General features: G+C 45.0%; 16 protein-coding genes. 11 read left to right on the forward strand and 5 right to left on the reverse strand.

What is annotated here, in order from left to right:
* Positions 1–49: 49 nt before the first annotated feature.
* From ABTV53_RS08725 to ABTV53_RS08755, 7 genes are all read left to right on the forward strand, one after another.
* Positions 50–1,171, forward strand: a complete 1,122-nt coding sequence (locus ABTV53_RS08725; RefSeq protein ID WP_433752352.1) for an HD-GYP domain-containing protein — start codon at positions 50–52, stop codon at positions 1,169–1,171.
* A gap of 220 nt (positions 1,172–1,391) precedes the next feature.
* Positions 1,392–2,528, forward strand: a complete 1,137-nt coding sequence (gene yfkAB, locus ABTV53_RS08730; RefSeq protein WP_433752353.1) for a radical SAM/CxCxxxxC motif protein YfkAB — start codon at positions 1,392–1,394, stop codon at positions 2,526–2,528.
* A 46-nt stretch (positions 2,529–2,574) separates the two neighbouring features.
* Complete coding sequence (locus ABTV53_RS08735; RefSeq protein WP_433752354.1) at positions 2,575–3,927, forward strand: hemolysin family protein; 1,353 nt, start codon at positions 2,575–2,577, stop codon at positions 3,925–3,927.
* A gap of 267 nt (positions 3,928–4,194) precedes the next feature.
* A complete protein-coding gene (locus ABTV53_RS08740; RefSeq protein ID WP_311517331.1) occupies positions 4,195–4,434 on the forward strand; it encodes a spore coat associated protein CotJA in 240 nt (79 codons plus the stop codon).
* The gene (locus tag ABTV53_RS08745) at positions 4,424–4,699 is read left to right on the forward strand and encodes a spore coat protein CotJB (protein ID WP_076209123.1); all 276 of its coding nucleotides are present in this window, start codon (positions 4,424–4,426) and stop codon (positions 4,697–4,699) included. Before ABTV53_RS08740 ends, ABTV53_RS08745 begins: the two co-directional genes overlap by 11 nt.
* Before the next feature lie 22 nt (positions 4,700–4,721).
* Entirely contained in the window at positions 4,722–5,291 is a 570-nt protein-coding gene (locus tag ABTV53_RS08750; protein ID WP_433752356.1) for a manganese catalase family protein, read from the forward strand.
* Between the two features lie 193 nt (positions 5,292–5,484).
* Positions 5,485–5,793 (forward strand): hypothetical protein, encoded by a 309-nt coding sequence (locus ABTV53_RS08755; protein ID WP_433752358.1) that lies wholly within the window; start codon positions 5,485–5,487, stop codon positions 5,791–5,793.
* 666 nt (positions 5,794–6,459) lie between these two features.
* On the opposite strand, the gene ABTV53_RS08760 is transcribed toward ABTV53_RS08755, so the two are convergent.
* From ABTV53_RS08760 to ABTV53_RS08775, 4 genes are all read right to left on the reverse strand, one after another.
* Positions 6,460–7,452, reverse strand: a complete 993-nt coding sequence (locus tag ABTV53_RS08760; RefSeq protein ID WP_433752359.1) for a 3-oxoacyl-[acyl-carrier-protein] synthase III C-terminal domain-containing protein — start codon at positions 7,450–7,452, stop codon at positions 6,460–6,462.
* 54 nt (positions 7,453–7,506) lie between these two features.
* Positions 7,507–7,857 carry a hypothetical protein gene (locus ABTV53_RS08765; protein WP_091032592.1) on the reverse strand — a complete coding sequence of 117 codons (351 nt, stop codon included), beginning with the start codon at positions 7,855–7,857 and terminating at the stop codon, positions 7,507–7,509.
* 187 nt (positions 7,858–8,044) lie between these two features.
* Positions 8,045–8,413, reverse strand: coding sequence for a carboxymuconolactone decarboxylase family protein (locus ABTV53_RS08770; protein ID WP_433752361.1), 369 nt, complete (start codon positions 8,411–8,413; stop codon positions 8,045–8,047).
* 12 nt (positions 8,414–8,425) lie between these two features.
* Positions 8,426–10,057, reverse strand: coding sequence for a thiamine pyrophosphate-binding protein (locus ABTV53_RS08775; RefSeq protein ID WP_433752362.1), 1,632 nt, complete (start codon positions 10,055–10,057; stop codon positions 8,426–8,428).
* Positions 10,058–10,468: 411 nt separating this feature from the next.
* Here ABTV53_RS08775 and ABTV53_RS08780 point away from each other — a divergent pair, with 411 nt between their 5' ends.
* Positions 10,469–11,440: a Gfo/Idh/MocA family protein gene (locus tag ABTV53_RS08780; protein WP_433752363.1), complete on the forward strand. Its 972-nt coding sequence runs from the start codon at positions 10,469–10,471 to the stop codon at positions 11,438–11,440.
* A 178-nt stretch (positions 11,441–11,618) separates the two neighbouring features.
* Here ABTV53_RS08780 and ABTV53_RS08785 read toward each other — a convergent pair whose 3' ends face one another.
* Positions 11,619–13,337, reverse strand: coding sequence for a methyl-accepting chemotaxis protein (locus tag ABTV53_RS08785; protein ID WP_433752365.1), 1,719 nt, complete (start codon positions 13,335–13,337; stop codon positions 11,619–11,621).
* Positions 13,338–13,631: 294 nt separating this feature from the next.
* Here ABTV53_RS08785 and ABTV53_RS08790 point away from each other — a divergent pair, with 294 nt between their 5' ends.
* From ABTV53_RS08790 to ABTV53_RS08800, 3 genes are all read left to right on the forward strand, one after another.
* Positions 13,632–14,318 carry an HAD family hydrolase gene (locus ABTV53_RS08790; protein ID WP_047844222.1) on the forward strand — a complete coding sequence of 229 codons (687 nt, stop codon included), beginning with the start codon at positions 13,632–13,634 and terminating at the stop codon, positions 14,316–14,318.
* A 203-nt stretch (positions 14,319–14,521) separates the two neighbouring features.
* The gene (locus tag ABTV53_RS08795; protein ID WP_433752367.1) at positions 14,522–15,412 is read left to right on the forward strand and encodes a carbohydrate ABC transporter permease; all 891 of its coding nucleotides are present in this window, start codon (positions 14,522–14,524) and stop codon (positions 15,410–15,412) included.
* Positions 15,413–15,434: 22 nt separating this feature from the next.
* A complete protein-coding gene (locus ABTV53_RS08800) occupies positions 15,435–16,304 on the forward strand; it encodes a carbohydrate ABC transporter permease (RefSeq protein WP_433754124.1) in 870 nt (289 codons plus the stop codon).
* Positions 16,305–16,306: the final 2 nt, after the last annotated feature.

The raw sequence follows: 16,306 nt of genomic DNA on the forward strand, positions 1-16,306 counted from the left end.
AAGCGGCGGCTAGTGGTAATTACATCTACGGAGCGGGAGAGGATAGGCTGTGCGTTTAGTACATATAAACTTATTGCAGCCTGGCATGAAGCTGGGGAAACGTATTTATAGTGAAGAAGGCCTTGTATTACTTAGTGAGGATGTAGAGCTAACCAGTCGATTGATTGGACGCCTTAAGGATCTCGGAGTCGGTTATGTGTATATTAAAGATGCTGCGACAGAGGATATCATCGTTCCTGAAATGTTGCAGGAAGAGACCAGGAGGAAGGCACTGGTCGAGATCAAACAGCAATTTCAGAGTATGTCAGGACTGAAAACCAAAAATCAGATTCCTCATTTCGGTAAAGCGCTTAGTGGTGTGATGAATGCCATTCTGGAAGACATCGGCAGTCAGAAGGAAGCCATGATTATGCTGATGGACATGAACTCCAGCGATTTTGACCTGTATAACCATTCTCTGAATGTATGTGTGTACACGCTGGTTCTTGGTGTCGCTTCGGGTTACACACGCCAGCAATTAATGGAGATTGGTTTGGGCGCTTTGTTGCATGATATCGGCAAAACACAGATTGCACCAGAAATCTTGCATAAACCCTCCAGATTGAGTGACGAGGAATTCAAAATCATTCAGCAGCACACTACATATGGACACCGTATTCTCAAAGATGAACCAGGCATACCGCTTCTATCTGCGCATTGTGCATTGCAGCACCATGAACGAATTGATGGCAGTGGATATCCCTTTGGTTTGAAAGACAAGGAAATTCATGAATATGCCAAATGGATTGCGCTTGCTGATTCGTATGATGCCATGACGACGAATCGGGTGTACAAGCAAGCTTTGCTGCCGCATCAGGCAGTAGAAGTGTTGTATACCGGTTCAGGAACCCTCTATGAACAACGGATGCTGGAGAAGTTCAGGGATTGTGTGGCGATATACCCAGTAGGTATTTCAGTCAAGCTCAGTACGGGAGAGGTTGGGGTAGTTGCATCCATTCATTCACGTGTTCCTCAACGTCCGCTTATCCGTGTTCTAAAAGATGCGGACGGCCAGACTTTATCTTCTCCTTATGAAATTAACCTGCTGACAGCCCTGTCTGTGATGATCACAGGTGTAGAGGGTGTGGACGATACACCATCAGCGGCCCAAAGTTTGCAGGTGGAAAGCTGAATAACTTGAAAGATGATTAGCGCTCATGTCGTAATATCCGGGCCGTTTCGTAATTCGGTCCAGAGTTGCCTGAGCGTTTTTTGTCATGTAATGGACAGGGTCTACGTATGCCGGAGCATTTAAAATTGTGCTATGATAAAAGATAACTCCAAAAAGAGAAACACAAGGTATGATGTAAATAAAACTTTTTAGGTTAATAAAAGGAATAAGGTGAAGAACAATGACCATGCTAAACTCAGGATCGGTACAACCGATGCCTTTATCGCCAACGAATGATCCGTGGGATCCGATCGGCTCTCTGCGTACATATGGCCGCCATGTGCTGACCAGTGTAGAAATGACCGTGACACATCTGTGCAATATGAGGTGTGAGCATTGTGCCGTGGGAGATATGCTTACGATGCGTGAAGCGCCGGCTCTTCCGCTTCCTCTGATGCTGGAACGATTGGATGAAGTGGAGCATCTGCAGACGATTAGTCTGACGGGTGGCGAGCCAAGCTTTAGCCAGAAAACAGTGGATGAGATGATCATCCCACTGCTCAAATATGCTAAGGAACGTGGAATTCGTTCCCAGATCAATTCGAATTTAACACTGGATATCAGCCGGTATGAGCAACTATTACCTTATCTGGACGTTATGCATATCTCATTCAACTATCTGAATGCTGACGATTTCCATCAAGTCGGATTTGCGAATAGTGGCAGACCTGTGAAACGTGAAGTTGCGGTGAAGATGTATGAGAAAATGATTGAAAATTCACGCAAACTGAGTGAAGCAGGCATGTTTATCTCTGCGGAATCGATGATTAACTTCCGTACGCACGACAAGCTGGATGGCATTCACCAATTGATTCGTGAGATGGGCTGTGTTCGTCATGAAGTGCATCCGATGTATAACTCCAACTTTGCTTCGTCGCTGCCTGTGTTATCACTGGATCATATGAGAGCAGCGATTCATCGTTTGCTTGATGTGCGTGACAAGGATATGTGGATGTTATTCGGGACCCTGCCATTCTTCGCGTGTAGTGCAGCAGCGCAGGATCGGGAACTGATCAACCGTTTATACAGCGAACCAAATGTGACGGTACGTAACGATCCGGACGGACGCAACCGCGTTAACGTCAACATGTTCACGGGTAATGTGTATGTGACGGATTTTGCGGATATCCCGGCGTTTGGCAACATTCGTGATCGTAAACTGGATGATGTGTTCCATGAATGGTCAGCTGAACATCCGTTGAATCAAACGGTCAATTGCCATTGCGATATGGCATCCTGTTGCGGACCAAACCTGCTAGTGGCAGATATGTATTATAAAGGTGTGGATTTCAAATCTAGAAAGGCAATCACGTCTTGATATTCCAGGTGTATTCCTGAAATAGATAGAAAAGGGGAGTTTCAACTTGGATATTCATACCGAATTTCATCTTGGGCAGCTGGTATTTAATCTGGTCTGTGTCTTCCTGCTCGTATTTTTGAATGGCGTATTTGTCGCCGCAGAATTTTCCCTTGTGAAAGTAAGGCAGACACGCTTAACTCAATTACAGAGTGAAGGAAATCGTATGGCTGGTTATGCACTGAAGGTGAATAGTAAACTGGATTCCTATCTATCGGCAACTCAGTTCGGGATTACGCTGACATCGCTTGGACTCGGGTGGCTGGGAGAACCGGCCATCTCCGAATTGCTCGTTGAGCCACTCATGTTTAAACTTGGTGTAGGAGATACAGGGCTTATTTCGACCGTGTCGGTCATTATCGGTTTTTGTATCATTACGTTTCTGCATATTGTGCTGGGTGAGCTTGCACCTAAATCGTTAGCAATTCAAAAAACAGACGGAGTAGCATTGTTCTTATCTGCGCCCTTGCTGTTGTTCTACAAAATCTTCTTCCCGTTCATCTGGGTACTTAATGTATCGGCCAATGCATTGCTGCGTCTGGCGGGTATCGAACCTGCCAGTGAAGGAGAAGCTCACTCCGAAGATGAACTTCGTATTCTGATGAAGCAGAGTGCCAAGAGTGGTGTCATCGATAAAGATGAGATCAAACTGATGGACAACATCTTTGATTTCTCGGATATGCTGGCACGTGAAGTGATGCTGCCACGTACAGACATGGATTGTCTGTACACGCATATGTCTTTGGAAGAGAACCTGGAGATAATTAACGCAACCAAACATTCCCGGTATCCCGTAGCAGTAGAAGACAAGGATGAGATTATTGGATTTATACACATCACCGATCTGCTGCTGGCTAAACCTGAGCAACAACATGATCTGGCTTCGCTTGTCCGTCCCATCTTGAACGTTCCTGAATCGATGGAGATCAGCCATGTGTTGCGGATGATGCAGAAGAAACATTCTCAGATGACCCTGGTTGTGGATGAATATGGGGGCACAGCGGGACTCTTAACTGCCGAAGAGATTTTGGAAGAGATTGTTGGAGACTTGTATGACGAGTTTGAGGATGAGCGTCCGCATATGGAACGTACCGGCGATTCATTTTCCATCGATGGTCGATCTCTTATTGAAGAAGTTCATAAGTGGACTGGAGCCATCATTGAGGATGAGGAAGTAGATACGATTGGTGGATGGTTGTTCAAAGAGCTTGGGGGCAGTCCGGCGAAGGGCAAAACGCAGGAGTTAAATGGGTACGTTTTTGAAGTGGAGGAAGCTACTCGCTTGCGTATTACAAGGGTTCGAGTGTACAAGCAATCTGTCCCTCAAGACATGAATTCGGAAGAAACACCGAGAGAATAGATTTTGTTGTAGTCAGATGATGAGTCTGACGAACAAGAGGTCAACATAGTTCTCCATTTTACGATAAATAGACTTTTGGAACTGCCGTAGAGGTGCTTCCAAAGGTCTTTTTTTGGTCCAAGAGAAGAAGGCCTGGGAATTACTTTATGAATTTGTGCTAAATAGGGATTAACCTGTAGAGCAGAAACATATACATATGGAGACGGGAAGCAGTGGTTTGAATTGTATGGGGGATGCACGTAAACATAGTAGAAGGAGGCGTTTCGAGTGAAGGATCCACAGCTTCGAGCCTATGCTCCTTTTGTGGGGCCGTTTGATCCTTGTAAACCGATGGAAATACGTACGTATCTTGTTCCACCGCAGTTGTTTATACCTTTCCAGCCCATGGGTTGGCCGCAGTACAGTCCGGCAGAAGCGCTAAGACTGGGAACATTATGGCCTGCATTATACAGCCCTTATACATCCAAGAAAACAAAGGAGAGAAAGGTGGAGGCGGATGGAACCTGAAGCACCGAAAGCCTGTGATGCAAAATACTACGAGTTGCTGGAAGAACTTCAGGCGCTGGACTTCGTATTAGTGGAGCTAAATCTGTACCTGGATACCCATCCAGGTGACTTCCAAAGTATTGAACAGTATAACAAGTTCAGTCAGGAGCGAATGCGAGTAGCCCATGAGTTTCAACAGCTGTATGGACCGTTAATGAATTTTGGTCATGCCTTCTCGAAGTATCCTTGGGAGTGGTCCCAGACACCTTGGCCATGGCAAGTATAAAAATTAAAGGGGGAGTCGTGGAATGTGGGTCTACGAGAAGAAACTGCAATATCCCGTTCGTGTGAGCAAATGTGACCCTCACATGGCCAAATTACTGATGGAACAGTATGGCGGAGCAGATGGCGAATTGGCGGCAGCCCTGCGTTATCTGAATCAGCGCTATACGATCCCGGACAAAATTATTGGTCTGCTGAATGATATCGGAACAGAAGAATTTGCTCATTTAGAGATGATTGCAACCATGATCTATAAACTCACCAAAGATGCTACAGTGGAGCAGTTGGAGCAAGCTGGGCTGTCTGCTCACTACGTTAATCACGATAAGGCCCTTTTTTACAATAATGCAGCAGGGGTACCTTTTACCGCTACGTATATTCAAGCCAAAGGTGACCCTATTGCAGATTTGTACGAGGATATTGCAGCAGAAGAGAAAGCCCGGGCTACATATCAATGGTTAATTGACCTGACCGATGACGTGGATCTGCAGGATAGTCTGAAGTTTCTGCGGGAACGGGAGATCGTGCATTCCTTACGTTTCCGGGAGGCAGTGGAGATTCTGAAAGACGATCGGGATACAAAGAAAATATTCTGAATATTTGATATCGAAGCTGAAGTCTGGCAGTCCAGTAGGGCTGCTTTTTTGTATGAAAAGATAATAAAATAAATAAATAATTTTTAAGATTAAATTACATATAAATATATAATTTACAAATATTGTTGTAAAATTCACTCTCATATTATACAATGAAGTTGTAGTTAAAAACTCTATTTAGGAGATGATCATTTTGAGACTTAGTAAAGTTCTTATGTTGACTGCATGTTCCTTTATTCTGACCACTTCCATTTCAAGTGCAGGCGTGTCTGCGGCAAACATTCAACCGAATACCAGTACAAGTGTATCAGACGTAGTATCTCCTATGCTCGAGAGTAAATCTTTTTCTGTAGTGCATTATTACCCTGTAGGTTTTGGAGTACCAAAATATCTTACGGATTATGTTACGCCAGACGGCTATGTAGGCACCTTGGTGTTGGTTAGTTATCATACTGTGGATGGAATTGTTGCTGCAAGATACGAAGGGACCGTTTACAGATAATAAGAAATGGTAGATTAAACTCAGTATTTAAATTCCTATAACAACGTAATTATAATAAATTTGTAAGTGGCCGTTCTCAAGATTGAATAATCTTGAGAACGGCTACTTTTCATTCAGAGCATCTTTTTCAGATGAATAGATAAGGCACAGAGTGATATCCTCCAGTTTGTCCACTGCCCCAACTGCTATATATAAGATTGTTTGCTGAATAGTAGCCTACAGTTCCGTAGAAACATTACCTTTTACGTATGGGGCATCTGGAATGGTTACATACGTACTTAACCAGTTGTATCCATTATTTGAGAAAACTCTTCGATAAGGACCGGAACCTGCGATTGGATTAGGCACTTCGACAGTGGGCGAAATTTGTGTGTCATCTTTAACAGCAGATGCCTAAAAATCATTCGTGGATACTCAGGACCGACAAGTTCTTTTCCGGATGCACTTTGATAGATATTGTTCTCAACCAGATCATATACTTCTGTCGTCTCTTTGAGTTCCGTCTTGTTAGAATGAAGTTAGCGATTTTCTTATCTTCAATCTAAAAACTCCCTCTCCTTGAATGGTGCTAAATTTTCAATGAACGTTATAGGTAGAAAATGGAGAACAAAAAACCATCTCCAGTAGTGGTACCAGAGATGGTTTTATTGGATTTAAAAGGCTTATCTAATATTCAACCACCAAGGCAACATTTTGCCACCCGGCTCCAACGGTCCAGAACAATACTTTGTCACCACGCTGAATCTGACTGGTTGAAACCGCCCGATGCAATGCTATGAACGGACTGCTGGTTGAGGTATATCCGAACTCATCTCCGATATAGACGGCAATATCATCATCAATGCCGACGTTCTGGGATATAGCCCGAATGTTACTAATGGATAGCTGGGAGAAGCAGGCGGCTCTAATCTCATCTGGTCTAATCTCGTTGCGGGTCAGCAAGGTACGGATAGACTCTGAAGCAGCATCCACACAGATGGAATCATCAAATGGGATGAATTTCACATGAAAGGCACCTGCATCTACACCTGTTTTGCCCAGCTTTGCCAAGCCTTCTGCAGGAAAAAGAGAATTGCCATACACGCAGGTATCCGTCTGATAGATGGAATCAATGAAACCGACAGCATGTTCATCCCGCTCTATAAGAACCGCCGCTGCTGCATCACCGAAATTGGCAAAGTATACGGGATCATCGGGACTGGCGTGAGGAGCCACGTAATCGGAGCCGATGATTAATGCCCTGCGAATTCGAGGATTGCCCAGCATCTGCCTGCTAACCTGTTCGAAAGCAGCAGTCATGCCTGCACAGTTCGCGTTACTGTCAATACAGATCGTGTGAGAAGCTCCGTTAATCAGGCGATGAATCATCAAGGAATTCGTAGGAAAGATGTATTCTGGCGTTTGGCTTGCATAAGCAATCAGATCAATATCTGCACCGGTGAGTCCGGTTTTCTCCAGTAGGTTGCTGGCTGCCTCAAAGGCCATGCTTAGTGAATTTTCGTCATCGTTGTCAATTTTATAACGTGTATCACGACCAAGTGCCTTTAACAATCCACGAATATCTACACCTCTTGCATCAAAATGTTCAATATAAAAATCATTGTGCACCTTGGTTGCTGGGTGATAGATATCGATATCTACAATACGAATTCCGGCCATCTTCATTCTCCTCTTGAGCGGAAGGGTGAATTCACAGCTTGTCCGCCTGGTTTATTAAGTGGTAACGGTAGATATGATTTCGAGATTGTCCAGGCCAACCGACCGACCAAGTCTGGACAATTGCATTTTTAGAATCGCGTTGTTCTCGAGGGTCAACACGACTTTTTTATATTCATCTTTTTTGAACATTTGAAGGCAGCCTTCCAAAAGAGGAACAATCTCCGGAGCAGTAACATTCAACTTTTTGCAATCGATGTTCAGGTCATACTCCTTGGTGTTAAGAGGAGCGATCGTATCCTGATAGGCCGAGATGGAACGCAAACCGTCTTCTTGAGAGAAAGAACCCTCCAGTTCAATGTTTAACACCTTGTTTGGAACGTCAGTCTTAAGAATGAAATTTCCCATGTTTGATCTCTCTCCTTTAAATGAGTTAAGGCTATCCTGCTAATGGATACACAGCCCCATAGGGCCTCTGCTGAAAGCTTCTAAGATGAGAGCTGGTTCGAAGGATAATTTAACCATATTATAAAGGTAGGAATGTAAAAAGATCAATAAAAAAGTCGAATCATGTATAAAAATGTAGAAAAGTGAATTACTGTATTTCATCCAAGGTGGCAAGCAAAATATTAAATGCACTAATAACGCGTGGAGCACCCACACATGGTGCCAGATGTAACAATATTCCCTTGAGCTGATCTACAGTCACTCCCACGCTCAGAGCCATCGTGTAATGCACCCCTAATTGTTCATACTGGCCTTGGGTGATCAACGAAGAGATGATAGCAACTTCCTTCCATTGATCCGTAATCGTGGTGCGCTGAAAAATATCCCCGTATGCCGTACCCATAATAAATTCCGACAATTCGGGAAAATGCTCTTTGATGGGGGCGAGGGCTTTTGCGCCGTACTCTCCAGAAAGTTTGGCGAAACGGTCTAGTCCCTGAGCTACATGTTCACTCATGATCTACTCCTCCTAATTCAAAGTTACGGTGCGGTGGGCCGTGGGTGGAATCTCATCTCGATCGGTCAGAAGCTCAATAACAGTTACCTGATTCAACGTCTGGGCTGTGTTCAGCGCAGATGAGAATTCGGCAAGAGTTTCTGCACGAAATGCAACCGCACCGAGAGATTCGGCAAATTTGGCTGCATCCATAGGAACTTCATATAATGTGCCATCGATTCTACCTGTTGTTTTTTCCATTCCTTTGAGTGCCATGTCCAATTGTTTGTTATTAACGACAATGAAAATGACATTCAGATTGTTGCATACCGCAGTATTGATCTCCGTTCCCAGCATCATGAAACATCCGTCACCGGTGATGCATACAACGGTCTCTTCAGGTGAAGCGGCCTTTGCACCTATCGCCATACCAATGGCATTACCCATGCAGGCAAAGTAAGCGTCAAACACAAAGCTGCCTGGTTTCTTGACTTTATATCGCTGGACCGCATGAAATCCATGGCTGCCATCATCAACAAACAGCTTATGATCGTACGGAAGCAGATCGCTCATTCCATCTAGCACAGAAGCCAAAGACAGTTGGGGGAGATCTGGTAAAGGGACAGTGTAATCCACGGGTGTCGTTGTTCTCACAGGAGTAGGGAGGTCTTCTAATGTGCCCAGCCAATATTGCAGGTTGTCCTTCAAATCACCGGTGATATGTAAGGTTTGAGCGCTCAGAATCTTGCCTACAAATGTAGGATCAGCGTCAAATTGAATGAGCTGTACCGGATGATGATCAGGCTTCAGATTGCAGAGGGTCATGTCACTCAGACGGGAACCGAGTACGATATAAAGGTCACTTTGGTTCAACATGTCGTCTGCTTGCGGGAAACCTCCAACACCACAAGGTCCATGGTAAAGGGGATGGTCCCACGCAATCGCTCCTTTTCCGCCAGGAGTAGTAATGACGGGAATGTTGAACGATTCGGCCAATTGAAGCAATTCATCATGGGCTCTGGCGCGACTTACACCTTTACCAGCAATAATTAATGGGTGGTTGGATTGTTGAATGAGAGGAAGAATACGATTCAGATTAGATACGCTAAGCAGAGGCTCCGGTTCGGGAATGACAATCCGGCATTGGGATAACAATTCAGTCTGTACGTCAAAAGGAATACAGAGATGAACAGGGCCTTTATTGGGGCCGAGTGCAATGGAAAGGGCATGATTCAGCAGTGTACCGAAGTGATCACCACGCTCAACCAGTTTGCTGAATAACGTAGCGGGCCTGAACATCTCGGCCAGATCAGCCAGATAGGAAGAGGAATCCTGACACTGGGGTAGCCCCAGTTCCTGAATGGATTGATGACCCGTAATAAACAGTACAGGCAGATTATTGGCCTTTGCATGGGCTGCTGCAGTAAGCAGATTGGTTCCGCCTGGACCGGATGTGGCAAAGGCAACGCCGAGTTTACCTGTCTGTAATGCATAACCGGATGCTGCAAAACCTGAGCTGGATTCATGACGGCCTGGAATGAACTCCAATCCGTAATCCACCATTTTTAGTACAGCAGGACAAATGGATTTACCAATAATACCAAAGACATGAGTAACGCCTAGATTACGCAGAGTTTCTGCCAAATAGTCCGCAACTGTTCTCATGCGGGACACCTCGCTTCATGAAATAGGTTATTAGAACCATACGCATATTCCATTTGTTTAATGCAAGTTACTGTCTAAGGTTGTCAGAGGAAATATTCATTGTTATTAGGAAGAGTATCTTTTTTTGTGGTTTTTTGTCAACTTGTTTTTGTGAGCCTAAGTTCCTGATTCTTAAGTTGGTAACGCTTTAAGTGTTGCTGGATAAAGTAAAAATAATTGGTTATATATCCCTGCAACGATTTACTCAAACGAAACTTAATTACAAATAATGTAAAATAATGACTGTAAATGATGAATTTCAGTCTCTAATAGCGACTTGAAAGCTAGATATTTATCTTTTTTCGTATCAACGCATCGCATTCGCAATTCTTTGCTTTCTGTTATACTGGAAAGAAATTGGGAGGGGATGGAATGGCGGTCATCAAGATGGCACTGATTGGGCTGGGTAAAATGGGATTACATATGGTTCATCTAGTCGAGAATACAAAGATGGACACGGAGATTGAGATTGTAGCGGTGTGTGATGCAAATGAGGAAGGTTTGGCGTCTTTTGCAGCTTCTCACCGGGGAGTCAGGACGTATACGGATTACAAGCAATTGTTGAATGAACATCAGATCGATCTGCTGTATATTGCAGTTCCGCCGAAATTTCATTATCCGGTTGTCATGGAAGCACTGGAGCGCAAAATTCATGTGTTCTGCGAGAAACCGCTTGCCAATAGTGTAGAAGAAGCCAAAGAGATGATGGATGCAGCAGAGCAGGCGGGTGTCGTTCACGCCATCCATTTCTCTATGCCGCATGAGCCTTCCGTGCTGAAACTTCAAGAGATGATTGAGCAGGGTATCGTAGGGGCGATTCGCAAAATAGATCTCATTCTGCAATTCCCGCAGTGGCCACGATCATGGCAACAGAATGCATGGATTTCGAGCCGGGAACAAGGTGGATTTATTCTTGAAGTGGGGATTCACTGGATTCATATGATTCAAAAGGTGTTTGGAGCCATCCGGGTAGTAAGTACTCAGGTTCAATATCCTGAGAATGGAGAGTGTGAACTTGAAGCACAGGCTGCACTGGAACTGGAAGACGGGACCCGAATTCAGCTAAACGGCATCTCACATTTTGCGGGTGAAGAACGTGTATCCATGGTGGTGTACGGTACGGAAGGTACGATTGCCCTGGAAAATTGGGAAGAATTGAAGACTGGCATGGTGGGCCAGCCACTTACTCCAGTGGAAGTGCTTGAATCTGCCAGCGAACTGCCTGTACTTAAACATGTCATTGCCCGCATACAAGGCAAACCAGCTAAAATATATGACTTTAACGATGGTTATCAGGCACAGGTTGTGCTTGAAGCGCTGCGAAACACGGGACAATCGAAATAAGATAAGGAGCAATTCATTTTTTTTATATGAAGGCACAGTTTACCTTTACCATGAGCAGCTCCCGTTAACGCAAAAGAAGCATCGCAGAGGCTTGTGTGAGCCGACTGTGATGCTTCTTTGCTTGGATATATGCACACGATAGCTAGATAGAGATTTTTCATCAATAGATTGGTTAGGATCAAGCAAGCTTGAATCGCTTAACCAGTTGGTCAAGTGCATCGGACATTTCATTCAACTGCTTGGATGTGTCAGACATTTCCTGCAGAGAAGCAAGTTGTTCTTCGGTCATCGCAGATACTTCTTCCGTGGCTGATGCAGTATCTTCCACAACAGCCGATACTTCATTGATGGACTTCATTACAGCCTCACTTCCGGAAGTTAACTCCTCGACAACAGCAGATACCTCCAGAACTTCACCACTGAGGTTATGAATATGCTGAGTAATGGTTGAAAAAGCATTACCTGCATCCTCAATGGTCCGCAACCCTTCATTCACATGTAGAGTGCTCTCATCAACCACCTGCACCGTACTTTGAACACCTGCTACCACGGTTTCCAATATGCTTGTAATCTCTTTGGCTGAGGTTGCACTCTGGTCTGCAAGATTACGGATTTCCGCGGCAACGACAGCGAAGCCTCGTCCATTTTCCCCAGCGCGGGCAGCTTCGATTCCGGCGTTAAGTGCAAGCAGATTCGTTTGTCTCGCAATACCCGACATGGAGTCTGCAATGTTGATCACTTGATCAGACATCATCGAAATTTCATTAATGGCTTCCTGTACAGAGAGGAAGGACTGCTCAATGGAACTCATTTTACCTACAGCATTATCAATTCGTTGTTGCCCATCCACGGCAATGGATTCGGTACGCACAGCACGTTCTGCTACGTCACTTGCCGAAGAGGCGACACGATTAAGCCCGGTGAGGGATTGCTGCATCGCAGCTGCCATGGTTTGCGTAAGAGCAACCTGTTCATCAGCGCCTTCAGCGACACGTTCCATGGCAGTGGCAACTTCTTTTCCTGCAAGATTGTTATCGGCAACCCCTTTATCCAAACGATTCGAAGCTGTGCTCAGAATCATGGCATTGCTCTGAACGTCCAGCATCATCTGCTGCAAACCAGCGAGCATTGTATTGGCTGCCTCCGCGAGTTCACGAGTTTCGTCTTTCATTGGCGTAGCGATTCTCAGTGTCAGGTCACCATTGGAAGAACCGATGTCATTTAATGACTGCTTGACGATACGGATGTTTCTAACAATGGCACGTGACAGGACCAATGCCGTGATGAACGAGATCATGGCCACGATGATAAGTGCTCCATACAGTTCCAGGTTCAGTAGTGTGTTTTTTTGCTTCAGCGCTGCTGTACGGTTATCGGTCAACGTATGCTCGTTGGTTCGAAACGTATCGAGGTTGGCGCGAATCTGGTCCATGTCTCTTTTGCCTGGATCATCTGCAAAAAAATCTCGAATGGCTTGTGTATTATTTGCTTGGCGAAGGGCGACCAGAGGTTCACCAGCGACCTGGACCCAGTTTTCCATATTAGTATGTATGTCTTCCAAAAGTGCAAGCTGAGCAGGATTATCCGAAATTAAAGCAGCAAGTTCATCTCTGAGTGTAATAAGTTGCTCTTTTCCTTGGGTGTAGGGATCGAGGTAATTGTCCTGACCGGTGATGATGTAACCGCGTTGACCGGTTTCCATATCTACCATGTTTTTTTCGAGTTCATAGGTGAGGGCGTGTACTCTCATATCGTGATCGACCAGAAAATCCAGTTCCCGTTGGAGCTGACTTGTGCTGTTCTGAATCAGCAGGATGCAACCAGCCAGTACAGCCAGTACGAGTAAATATCCTAATCCGATCTTATAAAAAATCTTAAAGGTCTTACGCTTTTTCATGTTTGTTATTCCTCTCTATGGGGTATATGTAGATGTCGAAAAAACCGGAAAGTCATAATTTTAGGTCTTTAGATTGGGCGTCTAAAGTACTATTTTTTTAGTATTATACGTAAAGAAAGTTCTTTTGTATATAGTTTGTTCAACTATAATATAATGTTTGGTTGTTTGTGTATAAGGTTAAGGCTGACGATGTTTTACATTCGTTGGTTTACACGTTCAAACGTTATGTTTATCATTGGAAGTGAACGATTCCAATTACACATACAATATCCCAATCCGAAAGGAACATTGGACATGAATAAAGAGAAGGTATTGCTCAAACCGGAAGCGATGATTTTTGACATGGATGGTACGCTATTTCAGACAGAGACCCTGTTGTTGCCAGCTTACCAGCAGCTATTTGATACATTGCGTGCCGAAGGGCATTTTGAAGGAGAAACTCCACCCGAGGAACGGATGCTGGGAAGCTTGGGCATGTTGCTCGAAGATATATGGAAAGTGGTTATGCCTGAGGCGTCGGAAGCGGCACATCGTCGTGCAGACGAACTGCTGCTTCAACTGGAGATTGAGGGGCTTGATCAAGGAAGTTCCCAATTGTATCCGGGTGTAAAAGAAACGCTGCAAGCACTGAAACAACAAGGTGTGCGTCTTTTTGTCGCAAGTAACGGGCTGGAGGACTATGTGAAGGGTGTGGCGTTTGCACACGAGATTATGCCTTTCTTTGAAGGGGTATACAGTGCAGGCCAGTACAAGACTCCCTCCAAGATTAATCTGGTGCAGATCCTGCTTGAGAAACATCGTATTCAGGATGCATGGATGGTAGGGGATCGCTCTTCTGATGTGGAAGCTGGTAAAATGAACGGTCAGGCGGTCATCGGATGTGCTTATGCCGGTTTCGGCCGTGATGAGGAGCTTGCGGGCTCAGATGTGCTCATCTCTGATTTTACAGAACTGCTACGTCTGTATGATGAAGCAGAGTAGCCTTTACGTTGCATACGTATACTGAGATTTAAGATTACGAACCACATGATAGAACCTGTAGACTCAACGGAAATTCGTTGAATACAGGTTTTTTGTTTGGTCATGCAGTCACATTCTCCCCTGTAGAAAGTTGATTTCCCTATCCCGCTTTCCTTCATATTCCCTCTATACTTCATTCAAAAGCTATAGGGGGGCCGATTCTGGTGAAACCATCCAAAATACATGCCTATATGTTCATCTTTCCAAGTCTTTTTTTAACTCTTGTATTCGGGATTTATCCTCTGTTATGGGCGCTGCGTTACATGTTCTATGATTATCAAGGCATCGGGACACCTGTCTTTATCGGGCTTGATAATTTTGGACGCATTTTGCGTGACGGGCAATTCTGGGATTCTGTAGGTAACACGGGTGTGTATGCCCTGGGCAAACTCGTCGTTACAATTCCACTGTCGTTAACTTTGGCTATTATTCTGAATCGCAAATGGAGAGGACGATCCCTGTTTAGGGCGATCTATTATCTTCCCACTATTTTTAGCGCTTCGGTCATGGCGATTGTATTTTTTATTATTTTCAATTCTTATAACGGAATATTGAACCAATTGCTGCTTAAGTATCATGTGATCTCCGAATCCATTAGCTGGCTGGGGGCTGAACATGCCATGCTAACAATCATCATCATCGCCATCTGGGGGGCTGTGGGCAATTATATGTTGTTGTTCATTGCGGGTCTTCAGAGCATTCCTGAAGAGCTTTATGAGGCGGCATCGCTCGATGGAGCGAGTGAGTTTCAGAAACTGCGGAATGTAACGATTCCGTTGCTGGGTCCTGTCTTGCAGATGATCATCATGCTGGCAATTACCACGGCGCTGAAAGGTTACGAGAGTATTATGGTGCTGACCGAAGGGGGGCCTTATGGCAAAACAGAGGTGATGTATCTGTATTTGTTCAAATTGTTGTTTCCCGTATCGGCTGACACACAATCACTCCAGCAGCTCGGTTATGGCAGTGCAGTCGGTTTCACAACGGCTCTCATTGTAGGGGCAGTGACGCTCATTTACTTCCGTATATCCAAAAAGCTCAATGATGTCTATTAAACCCATTCAGGAGGAAGCGATGATGACTCAAAACGTGCTTGCACCCTCAGGGTCTCCCCAACTCATTCGCTGGACCAAACGAACGGTACTTTGGCTGTTTTTGATCGCAATCGCTCTGCTGTCGCTGTTCCCCATCATACTTGTATTGCTCGGCTCCTTCAAAACGAACCAGGAATTGACCGGAGGAGCTACCATCTGGCCGAAGATTTGGCAGTTCTCCAACTATGCTCAGGCTTGGAAAACCGCCAATTTTTCGGGTTTTACGATTAACAGCGTGTTTGTTAGCATCAGTACAACAGTTGGCACGTTGCTGGTAGCCTCGATGTCAGCCTACGCTGTGGATCGAGTGAATTTCAAAGGGAAACAGGGGTATACCCTGCTCATGGCATCCACTCTCTTTATTTCCATAGGTGCGGTTGTGCTGCGTCCGCAATTTGACCTCATGGTCAAGCTGGGGCTGAATACCACATTGTGGGGCGTTATTATTATACTGATCAGCGCACACGCTGCCACATACTTTATTCTGATTGGTTTTTTCAAGAGCATCCCGCGCGAACTGGATGAAGCGGCGATGATTGATGGCTGCAATTTCTTCACCACATACTGGCGAATTATTCTTCCGCTCCTGCGGCCTGGACTCGCCGTTGCAGGTCTGGGTGTATTCCAGAGTTCATGGAATGAATATATCCTTCCTTTTGTGTTCACCATGAGCAATCCGGACTTGCAGACTTTGCCGGTTGGGCTGGCTAATCTGCGATATGGGATCGGAGCTGCGGCTGAGGTCCAACTGATGATGGCCGGAGCCTGTCTATCCATTTTGCCGCTGCTCATCGTTTATATTTTTGCCAACAAATCATTCATGCAGGTGACCTTGGGAGCTGTGAAAGGATAGGT

This window comes from Paenibacillus amylolyticus, assembly GCF_050990605.1.
Taxonomy (GTDB): domain Bacteria; phylum Bacillota; class Bacilli; order Paenibacillales; family Paenibacillaceae; genus Paenibacillus; species Paenibacillus amylolyticus_H.